Below are 22,774 nucleotides of genomic sequence, written 5' to 3' on the forward strand. Positions count from 1 at the left end.
GAGGAGCGACCATGGCATTCGGCGGACTCGAGCACCACAAGACGTCCGCGCCGATGGCGGAGATCAACATGACCCCGCTGATCGACGTGATGCTGGTGCTGCTCGTCATCTTCATCATCACCGCGCCGCTGATGACGCACGCGATCCGGCTCGACTTGCCGAAGGTCGCGGCCAGCGTCGCGCGCGACACGCCGCAATCCGTCACCTTGTCGATCGACGACGCGGGCAAGCTGTACTGGGACGACGCACCGGTCACGCTCGACGCGCTGCCCGCGCGCTTCCGGGCCGCCGCCGCGGGCGGCGCGCCGCCCGAGCTGCGGCTGCGCGCATCGCGGGCGACCCGCTACGACGTGATCGCGCAGGTGATGGGCGCCGCGCAGGCCGCCGGCCTCACGCGGATCGGCTTCGTGACCGACGTGCCGCCGCAGGCGGGCGGTTCCGCGGCGGCGCCCGCCGTGCCGGCCAACCGCTGAGCGGAGCCGGCGGGCCTGTCCCGGCCGCGGGATCGGGCCGCCCCGCCGCAAGACCGGTCGAATGGGCCGGCGCGGGCGGTATAATCAACGTTTTTCCCGGTTGGCAGGCTTTTTTCAGGTAACCCGGAATTTTCCAGGCTACCCGGGCATGCTGCGGGTTACCCGGAAAATGCCCGGAAACCGCGAACAGGTCCGGCAACAGCGAACCTGCAGGTCCGCCGGGCAAGCACGATTTTCGATCCACTCCTGCGCGCGCGCCGTCGCGTCGCTTAAAGCCTAGTCCGAACCACACCATGCACGAGAGATACGTACCCGCCGACGTCGAAGCCGCCGCCCAGGGCGACTGGCGCGCAGCCGATGCCTACAAGACGAAGGAAGATTCGCAGAAGCCGAAGTTCTACTGCGTGTCGATGCTGCCGTACCCGTCCGGCAAGCTGCACATGGGTCACGTGCGCAACTACACGATCAACGACGTGATGTACCGCTATCTGCGGATGAACGGCTACAACACGCTGATGCCGATGGGCTGGGACGCGTTCGGGATGCCGGCCGAGAACGCCGCGATGGCGAACGGCGTGCCGCCCGCGAAGTGGACCTACGACAACATCGACTACATGAAGCGCCAGATGCAGTCGATGGGCCTCGCGATCGACTGGTCGCGCGAAATCGCGACGTGCAAGCCCGACTACTACAAGTGGAACCAGTGGCTGTTCCTGAAGATGCTCGAAAAGGGCATCGCGTACAAGAAGACGGGCACCGTGAACTGGGACCCGGTCGACCAGACCGTGCTCGCGAACGAGCAGGTGATCGACGGCCGCGGCTGGCGCTCGGGCGCGCTCGTCGAGAAGCGCGAGATCCCGATGTACTACCTGCGCATCACGCAGTACGCGGATGAGCTGCTGAACGACCTCGACGGCCTCGGCTGGCCCGAGCGCGTGAAGATCATGCAGCAGAACTGGATCGGCAAGAGCTTCGGCGTGAACTTCGGCTTCCCGTACGAACTCGACGGCGAGAAGAAGCTGCTGCGCGTGTTCACGACGCGCGCCGACACGATCATGGGCGTCACCTTCTGCGCGATCGCGGCCGAGCATCCGCTCGCCACGCGCCTCGCGCAGGACAAGCCCGAACTGCTCGCGTTCATCGACGAATGCAAGCGCGGCGGCGTCGCCGAGGCCGACGTCGCGACGATGGAGAAGAAGGGCGTCGCGACGGGCTTCTCGGTCACGCACCCGCTCACCGGCGAGCCGGTCGAGGTGTGGATCGGCAACTATGTGCTGATGAGCTATGGCGAAGGCGCGGTGATGGGCGTGCCGGGCCACGACGAGCGCGATTTTGCGTTCGCGAAGAAATACGACCTGCCGATCAAGCAGGTGATCTCGGCCGAAGGCCAGCAATACTCGCTCGACGCCTGGCAGGAGTGGTACGGCGACAAGGAAATCGCGGTCTGCGTGAACAGCGGCAAGTACGACGGCCTGCGCTACGCGGAAGCGGTCGACGCGGTCGCGGCCGACCTGAACGCCGGCGGCTTCGGCGACAAGCAGGTCACGTGGCGCCTGCGCGACTGGGGCGTGTCGCGCCAGCGCTACTGGGGCACGCCGATCCCGATCATCCACTGCCCGTCGTGCGGCGACGTGCCGGTGCCCGAGCAGGATCTCCCCGTCGTGCTGCCGGAAGACCTCGTGCCGGACGGCTCGGGCAACCCGCTCGCGAAGTCGGAAGCGTTCCTGAACTGCACGTGCCCGAAGTGCGGCGCGGCGGCCAAGCGCGAAACCGACACGATGGACACCTTCGTCGATTCGTCGTGGTACTTCTCGCGCTACACGGCGCCGGACGCCGAGACGATGGTCGACGCGCGCACCGACTACTGGATGCCGATGGACCAGTACATCGGCGGCATCGAGCACGCGATCCTGCACCTGCTGTACTCGCGCTTCTGGACCAAGGTGATGCGCGACCTCGGCCTCGTGAAGTTCGGCGAGCCGGCGAAGAACCTGCTCACGCAGGGCATGGTGCTGAACGAGACGTACTACCGCGAGGACGCATCGGGCAAGAAGACCTGGTACAACCCGCTCGACGTGACGGTCACGCACGACGACAAGGGCCGCCCGGTCGGCGCGACGCTGAACGCGGACGGCCAGCCGGTCGTGCTCGGCGGCATCGAGAAGATGTCGAAGTCGAAGAACAACGGTGTCGATCCGCAGCTGTTGATCGACCAGTACGGCGCGGATACCGCGCGCCTGTTCACGATGTTCGCCGCGCCGCCCGAGCAGCAGCTCGAGTGGTCGGGTGCGGGCGTCGAAGGCGCGAGCCGCTTCCTGCGCCGCGTGTGGAGCTTCGGTGCGACGAACCGCGAAGCGCTCGCCGCGCGCGCGGGCTTCGATGCGGCCGCGCTCGGCGAAGCCGACAAGGCGCTGCGCCGCGAGATCTACAGCGTGCTGAAGCAGGCCGATTTCGACTACCAGCGCCTGCAGTACAACACGGTCGTGTCGGCCGCGATGAAGATGCTGAACGCGATCGACGGTGCGAAGGGCGCGACGCCCGGCGTGCTGCGTGAAACGTACGGCGTGCTGCTGCGCGTGCTGTACCCGGTCGTGCCGCACGTCACGTTCGAGCTGTGGAAGGCGCTCGGCTACGCGGACGAATTCGGCCCGCTGCTCGACGCACCGTGGCCGAAGGTCGACGAGGCCGCGCTCGAGCAGGCCGAGATCGAACTCGTGCTGCAGGTAAACGGCAAGGTGCGCGGCGCGCTGAAGGTGGCGAAGGACGCGAGCCGCGAGGCGATCGAAGCCGCGGCAGTGGCCGACGACGCGTTCGCGAAGTTCAGCGACGGCAAGCCGGCGAAGAAGATCGTCGTCGTGCCGGGCCGCCTCGTGAACATCGTCGTTTGACGGCCGCCGGCCATCGGACGTACCCAGAAGGAGCGAAGGTGATCCGCAGATCGTTTTTGATGCTCGCTGTCGGCAGCGCGGTTGCGCTGTCGGCATGCGGCTTCCAGTTGCGCGGCCAGCAGGACTACGCGTTCAAGCACCTGCTGATCGCCGGCGCGCCGGCGCCGGTCGAGGCGCGCCTCGTGCGCCTCGTCGAGGCCGGCAGCGACACGAAGATCGTCAAGTCGGCGGACGACGCCGACGCCGTGCTGACCATGTGGGAATCGCGTGGCCAGAACACGCTGACGCTCAACAAGTACGGTTCGGCGCAGGAATACGCGCTCTTCTATACGTTGCGTTATCAGTTGACGAGCAAGGACGGCACCGTGCTGATCCCGCCGAGCGTGATCGCGCTGAACCGTGCGATGACGTACAGCGATCAGTACACGAACGCGAAGGCGCAGGAAGCGGACCTCCTGTACGCCGACATGCAGAGCGACGCGGTCGACCAACTGATGCGCCGTCTCGCGATCGTCCATTCGCTGACGCCGGCACCGGAAGACGTGGTACCGGGCGTCGCACCGCGCGCGCCGCTGCCGCCGCCGCCGCTCTGATCGACGGCGCACGTATCGATGCAACTGCGACTTGATGCGCTGGAGCCGCACCTCGCGAAGGGGTTGGCCGGGCTCTATACCGTCTACGGCGACGAGCCGCTGCTCGCGCAGGAAGCGTGCGACCGCATTCGTGCGGCCGCGCGCGCGGCCGGCTTCACCGAGCGCTCGGTGCATACGGTCGAGCGCGGCTTCGACTGGAGCGTGCTGCTCGGCGCGACCCAGGCGATGTCGCTGTTCGGCGAGCGCCAGCTGATCGAGCTGCGCATTCCGTCGGGCAAGCCCGGCAAGGAAGGCGCCGATGCGCTGAAGACGCTCGCTGCCACGCCGAACCCCGACGCGCTGATGCTCGTCACGCTGCCGCGTCTCGACGCGGCCACGCAGAAATCCGCGTGGTTCACCGCGCTGCAGAACGGCGGCGTCGCGCTGAAGATCGATCCGGTCGACCGCGCGCAGCTGCCGAACTGGATCGGCCAGCGCCTCGCGCTGCAGGGTCAACGCGCCGCGCCCGGCGAGGACGGGCGGCGCGCGCTGCAGTTCATCGCCGAGCGCGTCGAAGGCAACCTGCTCGCCGCGCACCAGGAAATCCAGAAGCTCGGGCTGTTGTATCCGCAGGGTGCGCTGTCGTTCGAGCAGGTGCACGACGCGGTGCTGAACGTTGCGCGTTACGACGTCTTCAAGCTGAACGAAGCCATGCTCGCCGGCGACGCCGCGCGGCTCGCGCGGATGATCGACGGGTTGAAGGGCGAGGGAGAGGCGATCGTGCTCGTGATGTGGGCCGTCGTCGAGGAATTGCGCACGCTGTTGCGGATCAAGCGCGGCACGACGGCCGGCAAGCCGCTGGCAACGCTGCTGCGCGAGAACCGCGTGTGGGGGCCACGCGAGCGGCTGATCGGTCCCGCGCTGAATCGCGTGTCCGAAGCCGTGCTCGAGAAGGCGCTCGCGTTTGCCGCGAAGCTCGACCGTCAGGTCAAGGGGCTCACGGCCGTCGCGCCGGGCCGTCGTACGCAGGACGAACCGCCTCCCGATCCGTGGGACGGGCTGTTCCAGCTCGCGATGACGGTGGCCGGTGCCCGCGGCGAGCGACCGCCGACCGCGGGGCGCGTGCGACGCTAAGTCCCGTTCGGGCCTTCAGCGCGCGCTGCGCAACCCGCTTACAATGTTTCGATAGCTGGCGCGGCCCTCCGGCCGCCGCCGCTCACGCTTCCCCACGAATTCATGCCGCCCCGCGCGGCGCGCTTCTCGAGTCACACGATGGATATCGATCAGTACATGACCGACCTGGGCCGTCGCGCCCGGCACGCTTCCCGCGCGATGGCGCGCGCCAGCACGGCCGCGAAGAACGCGGCGCTCGACGCCGTGGCGCGCGCGATCGAACGCGACGCACAGGTGCTGAAGGACGCGAATGCCCGCGATGTCGCCCGTGCCCGTGAAAAGGGGCTCGATGCGGCGTTCGTCGATCGCCTGACGCTGTCGGACAAGGCGCTGAAGACGATGGTCGAAGGCTTGCGCCAGGTGGCGTCGCTGGCCGATCCGATCGGCGAGATCAGCAACCTCAAGTACCGCCCGAGCGGCATCCAGGTCGGCCAGATGCGGGTGCCGCTCGGCGTGATCGGCATCATCTACGAATCGCGCCCGAACGTGACGATCGACGCGGCCGCGCTGTGCCTGAAGTCGGGCAACGCGACGATCCTGCGCGGCGGCTCCGAAGCGCTCGAATCGAACGCGGCGCTCGCGAAGCTGATCGGCGAAGGGCTCGAGGCAGCCGGCCTGCCGCAGGACGCGGTACAGGTCGTCGCGACGGCCGATCGCGCGGCGGTCGGCAAGCTGATCACGATGACCGAATACGTCGACGTGATCGTGCCGCGCGGCGGCAAGAGCCTGATCGAGCGCCTGATCAACGAGGCGCGCGTGCCGATGATCAAGCACCTCGACGGCATCTGCCACGTGTACGTCGACGATCGCGCCGATCTCGCCAAGGCGCTGACCGTCTGCGACAACGCGAAGACGCACCGCTACGGCACCTGCAACACGATGGAGACGCTGCTCGTCGCGAGCGGTGTCGCGGCAACGCTGCTGCCGCCGCTCGGCAAGCTGTATCGCGACAAGCAGGTCGAGCTGCGCGTCGATGCGGCCGCGCGCGCGGTGCTCGCCGATGCGGGCGTCGGTCCGCTCGTCGACGCCACCGAGGAAGACTGGCACACCGAGTATCTCGCGCCGGTGCTCGCGATCAAGGTCGTCGACGGCCTCGACGCCGCGATCGAGCACATCAATCACTACGGCTCGCACCACACGGACGCGATCGTCACCGAGGATCACGACCGCGCGATGCGGTTCCTGCGCGAGGTCGATTCGGCGAGCGTGATGGTCAACGCATCGACGCGCTTCGCGGACGGCTTCGAATTCGGCCTCGGCGCGGAAATCGGCATCTCGAACGACAAGCTGCACGCACGCGGCCCCGTCGGCCTGGAAGGCTTGACGTCGCTGAAGTACGTCGTGCTCGGACACGGCGAAGGCCGCCAATAAACAGCGAGGCGCACAATCGATGGCGATGCTCTGGGTCAAGACGTTCCATATCGTTCTGATCGCCGCGTGGTTTGCAGGGTTGTTCTACCTGCCGCGCATCTACGTAAACCTGGCCATGGAAACCGATCCGGCCGCCGTGCGTCGCCTGCTGCTGATGGCGCGCAAGCTGTTCCGCTTCATGACGATGATCGCGGTGCCGGCGCTGGCCTGCGGGCTGTGGCTCTGGCTGTCGATCGGCATCGGGCAGGGGCAGGGCTGGATTCACGCGAAGGTGACGGTCGTGCTGCTGCTGATCGTCTATCACGCGTATTGCGGGCATCTACTGCGAGTGTTCGAGCGCGGCGAGAACCGCCGCACCGACAAGTGGTATCGCGTGTTCAACGAGCTGCCGGTGCTCGGCATGCTCGCGGCGGTCGCGCTGGTCGTGATCAAGCCGTTCTGAGCGGCATGGCCGGCGAGGTTGCCGGCGCTGCCTGACACGCAACGGCGCCCCGCGGGGCGCCGTTTGTCGTTTACGGTTCATGCGCGCGGTCGGCGCGGCGTCTGCTCAATCCTTCGTGCCGTCGTCGATCCGGCGGCGCGTGATCGCCTCCTTCGCACGGCCGACCCGTTCCATCAGTGCGGGGCCGCGTGACAGCGCGACGCCGACCGCGAGGATGTCGCCGATCGCGAGATGCGACATCCGCGACGTCATCGGCGAGAACACGTCGGTTTCCTCCGCGACGTTCGACGCGAGACTCACCGTCGCGAGCTTCGCGAGCGGCGAATGGCTCTGCGTGATCGCGACGACCTTCGCGCCGCACGCGAGCGCGGAGCGTGCGGCGTCGACGATGTCGCGCGTGCGGCCGGTGTTCGAGATCGCGACGACGACGTCGTGCGGGCCCAGCAGCGCCGACGACATCGAGAACGTGTGCGGATCCGAATACGCGACGCTCGGCACGCCGAGCCGGAAGAACTTGTGCTGGATGTCCTGCGCGGCGATACCGGAGCCGCCGGCGCCGTAGAACTCGATCCGCGACGCGTTCGACAACAGCCCGATCGCCTCGGCGACGCTGCCGGCGGACAGGCTGTTGCGCACTTCGATCAGTGCGCCGATCGTGCGGTCGAACACCTTGCCGATGATGCCGGGCGCCGGCTCGTCGGGCTCGACGTCGCGATAGACCGACGACACGCCCGGCGCGACGCTCTGCGCGAGCCGGATCTTGAATTCGCGAAAGCCGCTGCAGCCGAGCGCCTGGCAGAAGCGCGCGATCGTCGGCTGGCTGACGCCCGCGCGCGTCGACAGCTCGGTCATCGCGAGGTCGAGCACCTCGCGCGGCGCGGCGAGGATGTAGTCGGCGAGCTTGCGCTCGGACGGGCGCAACTCGGTGCGGATCGCTTCAATGCGGGGCAGCATGGGACGGCAGGCGGAAATCGGGTTCGGATGAGCGAGTGTATCGCAATCGAATTGTAGAAAATCTACAGGAAAATACTAGCGCGGGCGTAGTGCTTTCATTGCGGAGGATTAGGGTTTTCACTAGGTATCGCCTTGCTGGTGGCGGGAATGAGGGTTGCGGGGCGATGAATCCGCATTGCATGCTTGTAGTTTTTCTACTAGACTGGCTTCGTTCTGTCGATGCATTCGACCGTCCCCACGATTCCAACCGCCGGTGTCGGCCGGCATACAGGAGCGCCCAGCATGACGTCGCTGCACCCCACTCTGGCGAAGGTCACCGAACGCGTGATCGCCCGCAGCCAATCGACCCGTTCCGCCTATCTGCAGCGCATCGACGGCGCGCAGGGCAAGTTCCCGGCGCGCGGCGCGCTGTCGTGCGCGAACCTCGCGCACGGCTTCGCCGGCCTCGAGGGTAACGACAAGTTCTCGATCAAGGCGATCCGCGAGCCGAACATCGGCATCGTGTCCTCGTACAACGAGATGCTGTCCGCGCATGCGCCGTACAAGGATTTCCCCGAGATCATCAAGGCGGCCGCGCGCGAGAACGGCGGGGTCGCGCAGTTCGCGGGCGGCGTGCCGGCGATGTGCGACGGCGTCACGCAGGGCAACCCGGGGATGGAGCTGTCGCTGTTCTCGCGCGAGGCGATCGCGATGGGCACGGCGATCGCGCTCACGCACAACATGTTCGACGCGGCGCTCTGCCTCGGCATCTGCGACAAGATCGTGCCGGGCCTGCTGATCGGCGCGCTGCAGTTCGGCCACCTGCCGACGATCTTCGTGCCGGCCGGCCCGATGACGAGCGGCCTGTCGAACGACGACAAGGCGAAGATCCGCCAGCAGTTCGCGACCGGCCAGGTCGGCCGCGACGCGCTGCTCGAAGCCGAATCCGCCGCCTATCACGGCCACGGCACCTGCACGTTCTACGGCACCGCGAACAGCAACCAGATGCTGATGGAGCTGATGGGGCTGCACCTGCCGGGCTCGGCATTCGTCCACCCGCACACGCCGCTGCGCACCGCGCTCACCGCCGAGGCTGCGCGCCGCGTGCTCGACCTGACCGTCGAGCGGGGCCACTACACGCCGATCGGCCACGTGATCGACGAGAAGGCGATCGTCAACGGGATCGTCGCGCTGCTCGCGACGGGCGGCTCGACCAACCACACGCTGCACCTCGTCGCGATCGCGCGCGCGGCCGGCATCCTGATCGACTGGAACGATTTCGACGAACTGTCGGCGGTCGTGCCGCTGCTCGCGAAGATCTACCCGAACGGCAAGGCCGACGTGAACCATTTCCACGCGGCGGGCGGGGTGGCCTTCCTGGTACGCAACCTGCTCGAAGGCGGGCTGCTGCACGAGGACGTGACGACGGTCGCCGGCAAGGGTCTGTCGCACTACACGAAGGAGCCGAAGCTGATCGACGGCAAGCTGACGTGGGTCGACGGCGCGGCCGAGAGCCACGACACGAAGGTGCTGCGCGGCATCCGCGACCCGTTCCAGCCGGACGGTGGCCTGCGCCTGATGCAGGGCCGCCTTGGCCGCGGCGTGATCAAGATTTCGGCGGTCGCGCCCGAGCACCGCAAGGTGACCGCGCCCGCGATCGTGTTCGATTCGCAGGAAGCCGTGCAGGAAGCATTCGATCGCGGCGAGCTGAAGCGCGATTTCGTCGCGGTGGTGCGCTTCCAGGGCGCGCGCGCGAACGGGATGCCCGAGCTGCACCGTTTGACGCCGCTGCTCGGCGTGCTGCAGGATCAGGGCTTCCACGTCGCGCTGGTCACCGACGGCCGCATGTCGGGCGCGTCGGGCAAGGTGCCGGCCGTGATCCACGTGTCGCCGGAAGCGCTGCTCGCCGGCCCGCTCGGCAAGGTGAAGACGGGCGATACGCTCGTGATCGACGCGGAAGCCGGTGTGCTCGACATCGAGGTCGACGCCGCCGAGTGGCAGGCGCGCCCGGTCGCGCAGCCGCTGCACCAGGCCGAGAACGAGGTCGGTTTCGGGCGTGAACTGTTCGGCGTGTTCCGTGCGGCCGCCGCGCCGGCCGAGCAGGGCGCATCGGTTTTCGGCGCGCTGGTCGGCGAAACGGCCGCCCACGTCGCCGCATGAATTTCAAGGAGCCAATTCAATGAAGACGATTGCTGAAATCGTGAAGCTGGGCCCGGTCATCCCGGTGCTCGCATTCGACTCGGTCGAGCAGGGCGAACACGTGTCGCGTGCACTGCACGCAGGCGGCGTGAAGGTGCTCGAGATCACACTGCGCACGCCGGCCGGCCTGGAGGCGATCCAGCGCGCCAGCCAGCTCGCGGACGACATCGTCGTCGGCGTCGGCACGATCACGAAGCCCGAGCATTGCGAGCAGGCCAAGCGCGCGGGGGCGAAGTTCGGCGTGTCGCCGGGCCTGACGAAGGAGCTGCACCTCGCGTCGCTCGACGCGGGCCTGCCGCTGCTGCCCGGCGTGATGACGCCGAGCGACATCATCCAGGCGCTCGAATTCGGCTACGAGATCGTGAAGTTCTTCCCCGCGCAGCAAGCGGGCGGCGTGCCGATGCTGCAGGCGTTCCACGGCCCGTTCCCGGCGCTGAAGTTCTGCCCGACCGGCGGCATCACCGTCGAAACCGCGCCGAATTTCCTGAAACTGCCGAACGTCGTGTGCGTCGGCGGCTCGTGGCTCACGCCGAAAGCCGCGCTCGCCGCGCAGGACTGGGCCGAAGTCATGCGCCTCGCGCAAGCCGCGAGCCAGCTTCCCCGATAAGACTTGTACGAGATGACGGTTCAGCCCTCGGAAAGCGAGCCTTAGTGCTTGTTTTACCGAGGGTTTTTGCTGATGGAACCGGTTCTATCCGTGGACCGTAAAGATAAGTAAAATTCAGCGTCCTGACGGGGTGGGTACCCCCCGTGTTTCGGAGACCTGCATAGCCGGGCATACTCGCAACAACTCGCCCGGTTCGAACAATTCTAGGAGGAGTGCCACATGGGGGCTGTCCAAGGCAGCATGCTGCTCGTATTCACGCTGATCGCGATTGCCGCGCTGATCCTGATGATCGCGCGCTACAAGATCTACCCGTTCCTGGTGCTGATCATCGTTTCGCTCGGCCTCGGCCTGGTCGTCGGCATGCCGATGGACAAGATCGTCAAGTCGTTCGAGACAGGCACCGGCGGTACGCTCGGCCACATCGCGATCGTCGTCGGCCTCGGCACGATGCTCGGCAAGATGATGGCCGAATCGGGCGGCGCCGAACGGATCGCGACCACGCTGATCGACTGGTTCGGTGAAAAGAATATCCACTGGGCGATGATGTTCGTCGCGATCATCGTCGGCCTGCCGGTGTTCTTCGAAGTCGGCTTCGTGCTGCTGATCCCGATCGCGTTCAACGTCGCGAAGCGCACCGGCAAGTCGCTGCTCGTCGTCGGCCTGCCGATGGTGGCCGGCCTGTCCGTCGTGCACGGGCTGATTCCGCCGCACCCGGCTGCACTGCTGGCCGTTCAGCAATACGGCGCCGATATCGGCAAGACGATCGCGTTCGGCCTGATCGTCGGCGTGCCGACCGCGATCATCGCGGGCCCGCTGTTCGCGCTGACGATCTCGAAGTTCGTGAAGCTGCCGGAGAACAACCCGCTCGCCGCGCAGTTCGTCGACTCGCGCGCGAACGGTGAAAAGCGCGAACTGCCGAGCTTCGGCATCACGCTGTTCACGATCCTGCTGCCCGTCGTGCTGATGCTCGTCGGCAGCTGGGCCGACCTGGTGTTCACGCCGAAGTCGCTGCCGAACAACCTGCTGCGCTTTGCCGGCAACTCGGACGTCGCGCTGCTGATCGCCGTGCTCGTGAGCTTCTTCACGTTCGGCAAGCTGCAGGGCTTCAACCGCGACCAGATCCAGAAGTTCTGCGGCGAGTGCCTGGCACCGATCGCGGGCATCACGCTGATCGTCGGCGCGGGCGGCGGCTTCGGCGGCGTCCTGCGCGACAGCGGAATTTCGCAGCAGATCGTCGAGACCGCGAAGCACGCGCACCTGTCGCCGCTGCTGCTCGGCTGGTTCGTCGCCGCGCTGATGCGTCTCGCGACGGGTTCGGCGACGGTCGCGATGACGACGGCCTGCGGCATCGTCGCGCCGATCGCGGCGGCATCCGGCGCGGCGGTCAGCCCGGAACTGCTGGTGCTCGCCACCGGCTCGGGCTCGCTGATCTTCTCGCACGTGAACGACGGCGGCTTCTGGCTGATCAAGGAATACTTCGGGATGACGGTCGGTCAGACGTTCAAGACCTGGTCGTTGCTCGAAACGATCATCTCGGTGCTCGGCCTCGGCTTTACACTGCTGCTGAGCATGGTTCTGTAACAAGGGGTAGTCAATGATTCTGATCGCAATGGGCGTGTCGGGCGCCGGCAAGTCGCTGATCGGCGAAATGCTGGCGGAACGCCTGTCGTGCAGCTATACCGATGGCGACGCGTTTCACAGCGCGGCGAACAAGGAGAAGATGCACAACGGCATTCCGCTGACCGACGACGACCGCTGGCCGTGGCTGCGCACGATCCGCGCGGCCATCGAGGAAAAGCAGCGTGCCGGTGAGACGGCCGTGTTCACGTGCTCGTCGCTGAAGCGGTCGTACCGCGACGTGCTGCGCGGCACCGACACCGACGTGCGGTTCGTGTATCTGAAGGGTTCGTTCGAGGTGTTGCACGAGCGCCTGAAGAGCCGCACCGGCCATTTCTTCGATCCGTCGCTGCTGAAGAGCCAGCTCGACACGCTCGAGGAGCCGGGCCCGGACGAAGCGATCGAGGTCAGCATCGAGCTGACGCCCGAGCAGATCGTCGATCAGGTCATGCTGAAGATCGGTATCGCGCAGCAGCACTGAGCGCGGTTCGCGGCAATCGTCATGAAAAAGGCGCCTTCGGGCGCCTTTTTCGTTGGCGGCGCGTCGTCGCGGGCCGGTCAGGCCGCGGGCGCCTGCTTCGCGATGCCGTCGAGCAGCACGTCGAGCATCGTGTCGTGCACGGCTGCCGGATCGAGCTGCGCATAGAGCGGGGCGGCCGCCTTGACGAGCGGATGCGCGGCGTCGGACAGCGCTGCCATTTCCGCGAGCTCGACATCGTTCGCGGCGCGCGTGAGGCCGCCGGCTTCGGCCGCGGCCAGCCCGATCACGCTCGCATACCAGCCGACGCACACCGACGGCAGCGCCGCGCGCGGGATGCCGGCGTCGGCCAGCGCGCGATGCACGGCCTCGATGTGCGCGAGATCGGCCGGCCCGGTGCTCATGTGCCGCTGCAGCAGCGCGAACGCCGCCGGGTAGCGCAGCGCGAGCGCGCGGTACTGGCGTGCGAGGTCGCGCAGCCGTTCGCGCCACGGCAGCGCGGCGTCGACCGGCACGAGCGAGCGCGACAGCGCGTTCGCGATCGCGCGGCTCAGGCCTTCCTTCGACTTGAAGTGGTACAGCACGCTCATCGGGTCGCAGCCGACCGACTGCGCGAGCTTGCGCACGCTGAACGCGGCTTCGCCGACGTCTTCGAGCAGCGCGAGCGCGGCCGCGACGATCGCATCCTTGTCGAGGCCGCGCGGGCCCTGGGCGGGTTTGTCTTTCATCGATGCGGGCTGGCGTGCCGGTACGGCACCGGCTGTAAACTTGACGAAAGCTTATTCTACACTGTAGAATTATTTCTGCGGTGTAGAAATTGGGTGTCCCGGCACCTTTCAATACGTGCTTTCGCACAGTCCGGGATCCAGGCGGCACGAGCGTGCTGCCGTCAACACGGGCCATCACGCCCCTTTATCTCGTTGACACCCATGTGGAACCGGCTGCCCCACCCGCGAAGCCTCGAAGCAACGAGGCCCTTCGACAGGCGGCCCAAGACCATGCAAGTGCAATCATGACTTCCAGCAACACCCCCCTGATCCAGGGCGAAGCGCGTTTCGAGCAAACGCAACTGAACATCGAAAAAGACAACTGGAACTGGTGCGACCCGGCCCGCTACGACGGCGAGCGCCCGGCGAACTGGTATGAAGCGTCGCTGTCGCGCCATGCGAACAGCGCGCCGCTCGCGCACGATGCCGTCTGCGACGTGCTCGTGATCGGCGCGGGCCTGCTCGGCGCATCGGCCGCGCTGCATCTCGCGGAAGCGGGCGTCGACACGATCCTCGTCGACAAGCATCACGTCGGCTCGGCCGCGTCGGGCCGCAACGGCGGGCAACTGACGCCCGGCCTCGCGCGCTGGGAAGCCGCCGACATGATCGACTACCTGTCGCACGACGACGCGAAGCGGCTGTGGCGCTTCGCATCGGCCGAATCGATGGACCTGATCGATGCGATCGGCGCACGTTACGCGCTCGAGCTCGACCGCAAGCGCGGCCACATCACCGCGGCGGTCCACCCGGGCCACATGAGCGCGCTGCTGGACGGCGCGGATGCGCGCCGTCACCTCGGCGACGCGGGCGTGACGCTCGTCGGCCGCCATCAGTTGCATGACGACTACGTGCGCTCGGGGCTGTATCACGGCGCGGCGATCGACGCGATAGGCGGGCAGATTCATCCGCTCGCGCTGGTGCGCGGCCTCGTGCACGGCTTCCGGCTGAACGGCGGCGCGCTGTTCGAGGGCACCGAGGTGCTCGAGTTCGACGAGACGCCGGAGGGCGTCGTCGCGACGACGCCGGGCGGCACGATCACCGCGCGCCGCGGCGTCGTGCTCGCGCTGCACAACACGACGTTCCGGCTGCTCGACGACGGCGCGGCGACCACGGTGCCGTTCTTTACGTACGTGAGCGTGACGGCGCCGCTCGAGGTCGACGTCGCGACGCTGATGCCGGCCGGCATGCCCGTGTACGACACGCAGTTCCAGATCGACTATTACCGGCCGGTCCGCGGCAACCGCCTGCTGTTCGGCGGGCAGGGCACCGGCAGTTGCTGGGCGCAGCCGGACGTGAACGCGTACCTGCTGACGCGGTTGAACACGGTGTTCCCGCAGCATGACGGCGGGTTCGCGCTCGACTACTGCTGGAGCGGTGTCAGCGACTTCACGCTGAACGGCGCGACCGACAGCCGCAAGACCGACGGCCGTGTGCCGATGTACATGGTGCAGGGCTGGAGTGGCCACGGCGTCGCGCAGACGGTGCGGATCGGCAAGGCGATCTGCGACGATTTCGTCGGACGCAACGACGATTTCTCGATGCTGACCGGCATCGACCATCGCGCGATTCCGCTCGGCCGCCAGTTGTCGCCGATCGCGATTCCCGCCGCGAAGGCCGCGATGAGCGTGATGAGCGCGCTCAACCCGGGGCGAATGATCTCGTTCTGATACTGCCGCGCAGGCAACGAAAAAGCCCGATGCGATTGCTCGCATCGGGCTTTTTGACGTGCGCAGACGGCGGCGCTTACGCGATCCGCTTCGCGAGTTCGACGGCCTTGCCGATATACGACGCCGGCGTCATCGCGAGCAGGAGATCCTTCGCCTCTTGCGGGATCGCGAGCGTGCCGACGAACTCCTGCAGCGCTTCGCGCGTGATGCCCTTGCCGCGCGTCAGTTCCTTCAGCTGCTCGTACGGGTTCTCGATGCCGTAGCGGCGCATCACCGTCTGCACCGGCTCGGCGAGCACTTCCCAGCAGTTGTCGAGGTCTTCGTTCAGGCGCTGCGGGTTCACTTCGAGCTTGTCGAGGCCGCGGATCAGAGAGTCGTACGCGAGCAGCGAGTAGCCGAGCGCGACGCCCATGTTGCGCAGCACCGTCGAGTCGGTCAGGTCGCGCTGCCAGCGCGACACCGGCAGCTTGTCGGCGAGGTGGCGCAGCGTCGCGTTCGCGAGACCGAGGTTGCCTTCCGAGTTCTCGAAGTCGATCGGGTTGACCTTGTGCGGCATCGTCGACGAGCCGATTTCACCGGCCTTCGTCTTCTGCTTGAAGTAGCCGACCGAGATATAGCCCCACACGTCGCGGTCGAGGTCGAGCAGGATCGTGTTCGCGCGCGCCACGGCGTCGAACAGCTCGGCCATGTAGTCGTGCGGCTCGATCTGGATCGTGTACGGGTTGAACGTGAGCTTCAGGCGGTTCTCGATCACGTCGCGCGAGAACGCTTCCCAGTCGAATTCCGGATACGCCGACAGGTGCGCGTTGAAGTTGCCGACCGCGCCGTTCATCTTGCCGAGGATCTCGACCTTCTCGATGCGCGTGATCGCACGGGCGAGGCGGGCCGCGACGTTCGCGAGTTCCTTGCCGAGCGTCGTCGGGCTGGCCGGCTGGCCGTGCGTGCGCGACAGCATCGGCTGCTCGGCGTGCGCGTGCGCGAGTGCGACGAGGCGCTGGTAGACCGTGCGCAGCGCCGGCAGGATCACGTGTTCGCGCGCGCCGGCGAGCATCATGCCGTGCGACGTGTTGTTGATGTCTTCCGACGTGCACGCGAAGTGGATGAATTCGCTGGCCTTTTCGAGTTCTTCCTGGCCCTTCACCGATTCCTTCAGCCAGTATTCGACGGCCTTCACGTCGTGGTTCGTCACGCGCTCGATGTCCTTGATGCGGGCGGCGTCGTGCGCGGTGAAGCGCTCGGCGAGCTGCAGCAGGAACTGTTCGGACGCATCGGAGAAGCGCGGGACTTCCGCGAAGCCGGCGCGCGACAGCGCGATCAGCCAGTGCACCTCGACGGTGACGCGGTGGCGCATGAAGGCGGCTTCGGAGAGCCAGTCGCGCAGCGCTTCGGTCTTGCTGGCGTAGCGGCCGTCGATGGGCGAAAGCGCGGTGAGGGCAAAAAGCGTATCGGGACGAGTGTCGGACATGATCGGGCGGGCCTTGGGGCCGGGTCGAGCGAGGGGAGGGAGAATCCGGCATTTTACCATCGGCGCGGGACGATCCCGGCCGCGCGCGGCCGGCGGGCGCAGCCGCGTGCCGATACCGCGCCGGCGCCCGTGCGCGGCGGGGCGCCGGGCCGCTCGCCGCACCGCCGGCCGGGGCCGCCCGCCGGTAGAATGCAGGCTTCTTCCCGACCGCCGCCCGCCGCGCCCGCCTGCATGGAACTGAAATGGCTCGAAGACTTCGTCTCGCTCGCGGAAACGCGCAGCTTTAGCCGGTCCGCCGAGCTGCGGCACGTGTCGCAGCCGGCGTTTTCGCGGCGCATCCAGGCGCTCGAGGCATGGCTCGCGACCGAACTGATCGATCGTTCGGTCTATCCGACGCGGCTCACGCAGGCCGGGCAGATCTTCTACGAGCAGGCGCTGACGATGCTGTCGCAGGCGCACGAGGCGCGCACGCTGCTGCGCGGCCACGTCGGCGCGCCGGTGCCGACGATCGAGTTCGCGGTGCCGCATACGCTGTCGCTCACGTATTTCCCGCGCTGGCTGCAGCGGATCGAGGCGAAGATGGGCCAGGTCCACACGCGGCTGCGCGCGCTGAACGTGCACGACGCGGTGTTGTCGCTCGTCGAGGGCGGCTGCGATCTCGTGATGGGCTACCACCACCCGAGCCATCCGGTCGCGCTCGATCCGGCGCGCTACGACATGCTGATCCTCGGCAGCGAGCCGATCAGCCCGTTCTCGGCGCCGGGCCGCGCCGGGCGGCCGCGCTATACGTTGCCCGGCACGGCAGACGCGCGCGTGCCGTACCTGTCCTATACGCCGAACGCGTATCTCGGCCGGATGACGGAAGTCATCGTCGCGAATGCGACGACACCGCTGTTCCTCGATCGCGTTTACGAGACCGACATGGCCGAAGGGCTGAAGGCGATGGCGCTCGCGGGCCACGGGGTCGCGTTCCTGCCGCACAGTGCGGTCGAGGATGCGGTCGCGGGCGGCCGCCTGATCCGGCTCGACCGGTCGGTGCGCGGCGGCGCGTACCCGTTCACGCTGACGATGGAGATCCGGCTGTACTGCGACAAGCTCGCGCTGCAGGGCGACGATCCCCGCCAGAAGCTCGTGCGTGCGCTGTGGGACGTCGTGCGCGACGAATTGCGCGAAACCGCGGGTTAACCGTGGGCGGTTAACCGCCAGCCTGCTGTCGTCGAGCTTGCGAAGCCTGTCGGACGGCTGTCCGGCGGCCGTCCCGCCACCAGGAAACACGATTTTTCACGCACGCGATGCACGATCGATCGCGTGCGTTCTTGCGCAAATCGACCGCAGATTTGCGAAAAATCGCGATCATGCAAGAAACGCATAATCGAATAAGCAAACGGCATTGGATAAAAAAAACGGGTTTTTCGACAATGTGCGCACCTGTTGACCGTTGGAGCATCCATGTCTTCGCAATTGCAGTCCATCCCGTCCTACCTGCACGCCGACGATCTCGGCCCGTGGGGCAACTATCTTCAGCAAGTCGATCGCGTCGCGCCGTACCTCGGCTCGCTGTCGCGCTGGCTCGAAACGCTGAAGCGCCCGAAGCGCATCCTGATCGTCGACTGCCCGATCGAGCTCGATAACGGTACCGTCGCGCACTTCGAAGGCTATCGCGTGCAGCACAACGTGTCGCGCGGCCCGGGCAAGGGCGGCGTGCGTTACCACCAGGACGTGACGCTGTCGGAAGTGATGGCACTGTCCGCATGGATGTCGGTCAAGAACGCGGCCGTGAACGTGCCGTACGGCGGCGCGAAGGGCGGTATCCGCGTCGACCCGCGCAAGCTGTCGCGTGGTGAGCTCGAGCGCGTGACGCGCCGCTACACCAGCGAAATCGGCATCATCATCGGCCCGAACACCGACATCCCGGCGCCGGACGTCAACACCAACGAACAGGTGATGGCGTGGATGATGGATACGTACTCGATGAACCAGGGCCAGACGTCGACCGGCGTCGTGACCGGCAAGCCGATCGCACTCGGCGGTTCGCTCGGCCGCAAGGAAGCAACGGGCCGCGGCGTGTTCGTCGTCGGCAGCGAAGCGGCGAAGAAGAAGGGCCTCGAGATCGAAGGCGCACGCATCGCGGTGCAGGGCTTCGGCAACGTCGGCGGCATCGCGGCGAAGCTGTTCCAGGAAGCCGGTGCGAAGGTGATCGCGGTGCAGGATCACACGGGCACGATCTACCAGCCGGCCGGCCTCGATTCGAACAAGCTGCTCGACCACGTCGCACGCACGGGCGGCGTCGCGGGCTTCGAAGGCGCCGAGCCGATGCCGAATGACGAGTTCTGGACCGTCGAAACCGACATCCTGATCCCGGCGGCACTGGAAAACCAGATCACCGAGAAGAACGCAGGGAAGATCCGCACGAAGATCATCGTCGAAGGCGCGAACGGCCCGACGACGACGGCGGCGGACGACATCCTGACCGCGAACGGCGTGCTGGTGATCCCGGACGTGATCGCGAACGCGGGTGGCGTGACCGTGTCGTACTTCGAATGGGTGCAGGATTTCTCGAGCTTCTTCTGGACGGAAGACGAGATCAACCACCGTCTCGAACGCGTGATGCGCGAAGCGTTCTCCGGCGTGTGGGCGGTCGCGGAAGAGCACAAGGTGTCGGTGCGTACCGCGGCGTTCATCGTTGCGTGCAAGCGCATCCTGATGGCGCGCGAAATGCGCGGCCTCTACCCCTGATCGGCGGTTGCCGATTTCAGATCGGTTGACTACGATCAATCCATGACGCAATCCATCCGGTTGCGTGCATGAACCCTCGCGGGCGGTGCCGAATCCGGCATCGCCCGCGCGCGCATTCGGGCGCCGGAAGGGGCGCGCGAAGCCGGGAGGAAGGCTTCGCGCGGCGCGATGCGCAGTGCGGTAAACAACCAGTACTTTCAAAAATATTACTTTGATACACTGGCGCGGGTTTTAGCCAAGGAGATGACCAAAATGAAATACCAAAAGGCAGTCCTGATGTTCGCGGCGCTTTGCGCGTTCGCAAGCGGCGCGCATGCTCAGGAGACGGGCACGCTGAAGAAGATCAAGGACACGGGCGTGATCGCGCTGGGGCACCGCGAATCGTCGATTCCGTTCTCCTACTACGACCAGAACCAGCAGGTGGTCGGCTATTCGCGCGAATTCCAGCTGAAGGTGGTCGATGCGGTGAAGAAGAAGCTGAACCTGCCGAACCTGCAGGTGAAGAACATTCCGGTCACGTCGCAGAACCGCATCCCGCTCGTGCAGAACGGCACGGTCGACATCGAGTGCGGCTCGACCACCAACAACGTCGAGCGCCAGCAACAGGCTGCGTTCTCCGACACGATCTTCGTGATCGGCACGCGCCTGATGACGAAGAAGGATTCGGGCGTCAAGGATTTCGCCGACCTGAAGGGCAAGACGGTCGTGACCACCGCCGGCACGACGTCGGAGCGCCTGCTGCGCAAGATGAACAACGACAAGCAGCTCGGCATGAACATCATCAGCGCGAAGGATCACGGCGATTCGTTCAATACGCTGGAATCGGGCCGCGCGGTCGCGTTCATGATGGATGACGCGCTGCTCGCGGGCGAACGCGCGAAGGCGAAGCAGCCGGGCGAGTGGGTGATCGTCGGCACTCCGCAATCGGAAGAGGCGTACGGCTGCATGATGCGCAAGGGCGATGCGGACTTCAAGAAGGTCGTCGACGACGCGATCTCGCAAGTCGAGAAGTCGGGCGAAGCCGCGAAGATCTACGCGAAGTGGTTCGAGAACCCGATCCCGCCGAAGGGGCTGAACCTGAACTTCCCGCTGTCCGATTCGATGAAGAAGCTGTACGCGAACCCGAACGACAAGGCGCTCGACTGACCGCACGGCCGTTGATGCAGAAATGACGCTAATGAGACGGAAGAGGCCCCGCTTCTTCCGTCTCTTTTTGCTGGAGTCTTGCCCATGTCTTACCACTGGAACTGGGGCATCTTCCTGAGCCCCGTATCGACCGGCGAGCCGACGACTTATTTCGGATGGCTGATGTCCGGCTTCTGGGTGACCATCGAAGTGTCGCTCGTCGCCTGGGTCATCGCGCTGATCGTCGGTTCGCTGTTCGGCGTGCTGCGCACCGTGCCGAACAAATGGCTGTCCGCGATCGGCACCCTGTACGTGTCGATCTTCCGGAACATTCCGCTGATCGTACAGTTCTTCGTCTGGTATCTCGTGATACCGGAGCTGCTGCCCGCGTCGATCGGCACCTGGATCAAGCAGTTGCCGCCCGCCACGCAGTTCTTTACCGCGTCGATCATCTGTCTCGGCCTGTTCACGGGTGCGCGCGTGTGCGAACAGGTGCGCTCGGGGATCAACGCGCTGCCGAAGGGCCAGCGCGCCGCCGGTCTTGCGATGGGTTTCACGCAATGGCAGACGTACCGCTACGTGCTGCTGCCCGTTGCGTACCGGATCATCGTGCCGCCGCTCACGTCGGAATTCCTGAACATCTTCAAGAACTCCGCCGTCGCGTCGACGATCGGCCTGCTCGACCTGTCCGCGCAGGCGCGCCAGCTCGTCGACTACACCGCGCAGACGTATGAGTCGTTCATCGCGGTGACGCTCGCCTACGTGATCATCAACCTCGTCGTGATGGCGTTCATGCGCTGGATCGAAGGCCGTACGCGGCTGCCCGGCTATATCGGAGGCAAGTGATGCATCAGTTCGACTGGAGTAGTATTCCCGGCGCGCTGCCGACGCTGTGGACGGGGGCGGTCGTCACGTTCCAGATCACGCTGATCGCGATCGTGGTCGGGATCGTCTGGGGCACGCTGCTCGCGCTGATGCGGCTGTCGGGCGTGACGCCGCTCGCGTGGTTCGCGAAAGCGTACGTGACGGTGTTCCGCTCGATCCCGCTCGTGATGGTGCTGCTGTGGTTCTTCCTGATCGTGCCGCAGCTGCTGCAGGGCGTGCTCGGGTTGTCGCCGACGATCGACATCCGTCTCGCGTCGGCGATGGTCGCGTTCTCGCTGTTCGAAGCCGCGTATTATTCCGAGATCATCCGCGCCGGCATCCAGGCGGTGCCGCGCGGGCAGGTGAACGCCGCGTTCGCGCTCGGCATGAACTACGCGCAGGCGATGCGCCTCGTGATCCTGCCGCAGGCGTTCCGCGCGATGGTGCCGCTGCTGCTCACGCAGGCGATCGTCCTGTTCCAGGATACGTCGCTCGTGTACGTGATCAGTCTCGCGGACTTCTTCCGCACGGCGGCCAACATCGGCGATCGCGACGGCACGACCGTCGAGATGGTCCTGTTCGCCGGTGCATGCTATTTCGTGATTTGCTCGTTGGCGTCTGCTCTCGTCAAGGGTCTCCAGAAAAAGGTCACAAGATGATTTCCATCAAGAACGTTTCGAAGTGGTACGGCCAGTTTCAGGTCCTCACCGACTGCACGACCGAGGTCAAGAAGGGTGAAGTGGTTGTCGTGTGCGGCCCGTCGGGCTCGGGTAAATCCACGCTGATCAAGACCGTGAACGGCCTCGAGCCGTTCCAGCAGGGCGAGATCCTCGTGAACGGCCAGTCGGTCGGCGACAAGAAAACCAACCTGTCGAAGCTGCGCTCGAAGGTCGGGATGGTGTTCCAGCATTTCGAGCTGTTCCCGCACCTGTCGATCACCGAGAACCTGACGCTCGCGCAGGTCAAGGTGCTCGGCCGCGGCAAGGACGAGGCGAACGAGAAGGGCATGAAGCTGCTCGACCGCGTCGGCCTGAAGGCGCACGCGCACAAGTTCCCGGGCCAGCTGTCGGGCGGCCAGCAGCAGCGTGTCGCGATTGCGCGCGCGCTGTCGATGGACCCGATCGCGATGCTGTTCGACGAGCCGACGTCCGCGCTCGATCCCGAGATGATCAACGAAGTGCTCGACGTGATGGTCGAACTCGCGCAGGAAGGGATGACGATGATGGTCGTCACGCACGAGATGGGCTTCGCGAAGAAGGTCGCGCATCGCGTGATCTTCATGGACAAGGGCGCAATCGTGGAAGACGACCGCAAGGACGATTTCTTCTCGAATCCGAAATCGGAGCGCGCGAAGGACTTCCTCGCGAAGATCCTGCACTGAGCGTTCGCGCGCGTCG

Annotated in this window: 20 protein-coding genes; 17 read left to right on the top strand and 3 right to left on the bottom strand. The window is 66.3% G+C overall.

Annotation, left to right across the window (positions count from 1 at the left end; all coding sequences use genetic code 11):
* Positions 1–11: 11 nt before the first annotated feature.
* The 6 genes from LGM56_RS09440 (at position 12) to LGM56_RS09465 (ending at position 6,919) form a co-directional block, all read left to right on the top strand.
* Positions 12–473 (top strand): ExbD/TolR family protein, encoded by a 462-nt coding sequence (locus tag LGM56_RS09440; protein ID WP_089494089.1) that lies wholly within the window; start codon positions 12–14, stop codon positions 471–473.
* A gap of 293 nt (positions 474–766) precedes the next feature.
* Entirely contained in the window at positions 767–3,361 is a 2,595-nt protein-coding gene (leuS, locus tag LGM56_RS09445; protein ID WP_089494090.1) for a leucine--tRNA ligase, read from the top strand.
* Positions 3,362–3,399: 38 nt separating this feature from the next.
* The gene (gene lptE, locus LGM56_RS09450) at positions 3,400–3,954 is read left to right on the top strand and encodes an LPS assembly lipoprotein LptE (RefSeq protein ID WP_089494091.1); all 555 of its coding nucleotides are present in this window, start codon (positions 3,400–3,402) and stop codon (positions 3,952–3,954) included.
* A gap of 18 nt (positions 3,955–3,972) precedes the next feature.
* Positions 3,973–5,067 carry a DNA polymerase III subunit delta gene (gene holA, locus LGM56_RS09455; RefSeq protein ID WP_175238201.1) on the top strand — a complete coding sequence of 365 codons (1,095 nt, stop codon included), beginning with the start codon at positions 3,973–3,975 and terminating at the stop codon, positions 5,065–5,067.
* A 138-nt stretch (positions 5,068–5,205) separates the two neighbouring features.
* Positions 5,206–6,477, top strand: a complete 1,272-nt coding sequence (locus LGM56_RS09460; RefSeq protein ID WP_089472143.1) for a glutamate-5-semialdehyde dehydrogenase — start codon at positions 5,206–5,208, stop codon at positions 6,475–6,477.
* A gap of 19 nt (positions 6,478–6,496) precedes the next feature.
* A complete protein-coding gene (locus tag LGM56_RS09465; RefSeq protein WP_011350935.1) occupies positions 6,497–6,919 on the top strand; it encodes a CopD family protein in 423 nt (140 codons plus the stop codon).
* A gap of 105 nt (positions 6,920–7,024) precedes the next feature.
* Here LGM56_RS09465 and LGM56_RS09470 read toward each other — a convergent pair whose 3' ends face one another.
* The gene (locus LGM56_RS09470; protein ID WP_039361495.1) at positions 7,025–7,873 is read right to left on the bottom strand and encodes a MurR/RpiR family transcriptional regulator; all 849 of its coding nucleotides are present in this window, start codon (positions 7,871–7,873) and stop codon (positions 7,025–7,027) included.
* A 282-nt stretch (positions 7,874–8,155) separates the two neighbouring features.
* On the opposite strand from LGM56_RS09470, the gene edd reads away from it, so the two are divergent.
* The 4 genes from edd to LGM56_RS09490 all read left to right on the top strand — a co-directional run bounded on the left by edd (position 8,156) and on the right by LGM56_RS09490 (position 12,756).
* Positions 8,156–10,012, top strand: coding sequence for a phosphogluconate dehydratase (gene edd / locus LGM56_RS09475; RefSeq protein WP_175238200.1), 1,857 nt, complete (start codon positions 8,156–8,158; stop codon positions 10,010–10,012).
* A gap of 19 nt (positions 10,013–10,031) precedes the next feature.
* Positions 10,032–10,658, top strand: coding sequence for a bifunctional 4-hydroxy-2-oxoglutarate aldolase/2-dehydro-3-deoxy-phosphogluconate aldolase (eda, locus tag LGM56_RS09480; RefSeq protein WP_226204331.1), 627 nt, complete (start codon positions 10,032–10,034; stop codon positions 10,656–10,658).
* Between the two features lie 219 nt (positions 10,659–10,877).
* Positions 10,878–12,239 (top strand): GntP family permease, encoded by a 1,362-nt coding sequence (locus tag LGM56_RS09485; protein ID WP_089472146.1) that lies wholly within the window; start codon positions 10,878–10,880, stop codon positions 12,237–12,239.
* 13 nt (positions 12,240–12,252) lie between these two features.
* Positions 12,253–12,756 (top strand): gluconokinase, encoded by a 504-nt coding sequence (locus tag LGM56_RS09490; RefSeq protein ID WP_047851621.1) that lies wholly within the window; start codon positions 12,253–12,255, stop codon positions 12,754–12,756.
* Between the two features lie 77 nt (positions 12,757–12,833).
* On the opposite strand, the gene LGM56_RS09495 is transcribed toward LGM56_RS09490, so the two are convergent.
* Entirely contained in the window at positions 12,834–13,481 is a 648-nt protein-coding gene (locus tag LGM56_RS09495; protein WP_089424490.1) for a TetR/AcrR family transcriptional regulator, read from the bottom strand.
* 284 nt (positions 13,482–13,765) lie between these two features.
* Between LGM56_RS09495 and LGM56_RS09500 the strand changes: the two genes are divergently transcribed.
* Positions 13,766–15,187, top strand: a complete 1,422-nt coding sequence (locus LGM56_RS09500) for an NAD(P)/FAD-dependent oxidoreductase (protein ID WP_226204333.1) — start codon at positions 13,766–13,768, stop codon at positions 15,185–15,187.
* A 76-nt stretch (positions 15,188–15,263) separates the two neighbouring features.
* Here the strand turns inward: LGM56_RS09500 and purB are convergent, their stop codons facing one another.
* Positions 15,264–16,652: an adenylosuccinate lyase gene (purB, locus tag LGM56_RS09505; RefSeq protein WP_089439230.1), complete on the bottom strand. Its 1,389-nt coding sequence runs from the start codon at positions 16,650–16,652 to the stop codon at positions 15,264–15,266.
* 231 nt (positions 16,653–16,883) lie between these two features.
* Between purB and LGM56_RS09510 the strand changes: the two genes are divergently transcribed.
* From LGM56_RS09510 to LGM56_RS09535, 6 genes are all read left to right on the top strand, one after another.
* Positions 16,884–17,837, top strand: a complete 954-nt coding sequence (locus LGM56_RS09510; protein ID WP_226204335.1) for a LysR substrate-binding domain-containing protein — start codon at positions 16,884–16,886, stop codon at positions 17,835–17,837.
* Positions 17,838–18,101: 264 nt separating this feature from the next.
* Positions 18,102–19,388 carry a Glu/Leu/Phe/Val family dehydrogenase gene (locus LGM56_RS09515; protein WP_011350945.1) on the top strand — a complete coding sequence of 429 codons (1,287 nt, stop codon included), beginning with the start codon at positions 18,102–18,104 and terminating at the stop codon, positions 19,386–19,388.
* Between the two features lie 252 nt (positions 19,389–19,640).
* Positions 19,641–20,534 carry a glutamate/aspartate ABC transporter substrate-binding protein gene (locus LGM56_RS09520; protein ID WP_179243611.1) on the top strand — a complete coding sequence of 298 codons (894 nt, stop codon included), beginning with the start codon at positions 19,641–19,643 and terminating at the stop codon, positions 20,532–20,534.
* An 84-nt stretch (positions 20,535–20,618) separates the two neighbouring features.
* Positions 20,619–21,359, top strand: a complete 741-nt coding sequence (locus LGM56_RS09525; RefSeq protein WP_089494094.1) for an amino acid ABC transporter permease — start codon at positions 20,619–20,621, stop codon at positions 21,357–21,359.
* Positions 21,359–22,036: a glutamate/aspartate ABC transporter permease GltK gene (gltK, locus tag LGM56_RS09530; protein WP_089439233.1), complete on the top strand. Its 678-nt coding sequence runs from the start codon at positions 21,359–21,361 to the stop codon at positions 22,034–22,036. Before LGM56_RS09525 ends, gltK begins: the two co-directional genes overlap by 1 nt.
* Positions 22,033–22,758, top strand: coding sequence for an amino acid ABC transporter ATP-binding protein (locus LGM56_RS09535; RefSeq protein WP_011350949.1), 726 nt, complete (start codon positions 22,033–22,035; stop codon positions 22,756–22,758). The genes gltK and LGM56_RS09535 overlap by 4 nt, the downstream gene beginning before the upstream one ends.
* The last annotated feature ends 16 nt before the right edge of the window (positions 22,759–22,774 follow it).

The sequence above is a fragment of the Burkholderia sp. AU38729 genome, from assembly GCF_020419725.1.
Lineage (GTDB): Bacteria > Pseudomonadota > Gammaproteobacteria > Burkholderiales > Burkholderiaceae > Burkholderia.

Bases quoted from the DNA above. Each gene is read 5' to 3' on its own strand.
- LGM56_RS09440 (WP_089494089.1), top strand. From the start codon at position 12: ATGGCATTCGGCGGACTCGAGCACCACAAGACGTCCGCGCCGATGGCG.
- leuS (WP_089494090.1), top strand. From the start codon at position 767: ATGCACGAGAGATACGTACCCGCCGACGTCGAAGCCGCCGCCCAGGGC.
- holA (WP_175238201.1), top strand. From the start codon at position 3,973: ATGCAACTGCGACTTGATGCGCTGGAGCCGCACCTCGCGAAGGGGTTG.
- LGM56_RS09460 (WP_089472143.1), top strand. From the start codon at position 5,206: ATGGATATCGATCAGTACATGACCGACCTGGGCCGTCGCGCCCGGCAC.
- LGM56_RS09465 (WP_011350935.1), top strand. From the start codon at position 6,497: ATGGCGATGCTCTGGGTCAAGACGTTCCATATCGTTCTGATCGCCGCG.
- LGM56_RS09470 (WP_039361495.1), bottom strand. From the start codon at position 7,873: ATGCTGCCCCGCATTGAAGCGATCCGCACCGAGTTGCGCCCGTCCGAG.
- edd (WP_175238200.1), top strand. From the start codon at position 8,156: ATGACGTCGCTGCACCCCACTCTGGCGAAGGTCACCGAACGCGTGATC.
- eda (WP_226204331.1), top strand. From the start codon at position 10,032: ATGAAGACGATTGCTGAAATCGTGAAGCTGGGCCCGGTCATCCCGGTG.
- LGM56_RS09485 (WP_089472146.1), top strand. From the start codon at position 10,878: ATGGGGGCTGTCCAAGGCAGCATGCTGCTCGTATTCACGCTGATCGCG.
- LGM56_RS09490 (WP_047851621.1), top strand. From the start codon at position 12,253: ATGATTCTGATCGCAATGGGCGTGTCGGGCGCCGGCAAGTCGCTGATC.
- LGM56_RS09495 (WP_089424490.1), bottom strand. From the start codon at position 13,481: ATGAAAGACAAACCCGCCCAGGGCCCGCGCGGCCTCGACAAGGATGCG.
- LGM56_RS09500 (WP_226204333.1), top strand. From the start codon at position 13,766: ATGACTTCCAGCAACACCCCCCTGATCCAGGGCGAAGCGCGTTTCGAG.
- purB (WP_089439230.1), bottom strand. From the start codon at position 16,652: ATGTCCGACACTCGTCCCGATACGCTTTTTGCCCTCACCGCGCTTTCG.
- LGM56_RS09510 (WP_226204335.1), top strand. From the start codon at position 16,884: ATGGAACTGAAATGGCTCGAAGACTTCGTCTCGCTCGCGGAAACGCGC.
- LGM56_RS09515 (WP_011350945.1), top strand. From the start codon at position 18,102: ATGTCTTCGCAATTGCAGTCCATCCCGTCCTACCTGCACGCCGACGAT.
- LGM56_RS09520 (WP_179243611.1), top strand. From the start codon at position 19,641: ATGAAATACCAAAAGGCAGTCCTGATGTTCGCGGCGCTTTGCGCGTTC.
- LGM56_RS09525 (WP_089494094.1), top strand. From the start codon at position 20,619: ATGTCTTACCACTGGAACTGGGGCATCTTCCTGAGCCCCGTATCGACC.
- gltK (WP_089439233.1), top strand. From the start codon at position 21,359: ATGCATCAGTTCGACTGGAGTAGTATTCCCGGCGCGCTGCCGACGCTG.
- LGM56_RS09535 (WP_011350949.1), top strand. From the start codon at position 22,033: ATGATTTCCATCAAGAACGTTTCGAAGTGGTACGGCCAGTTTCAGGTC.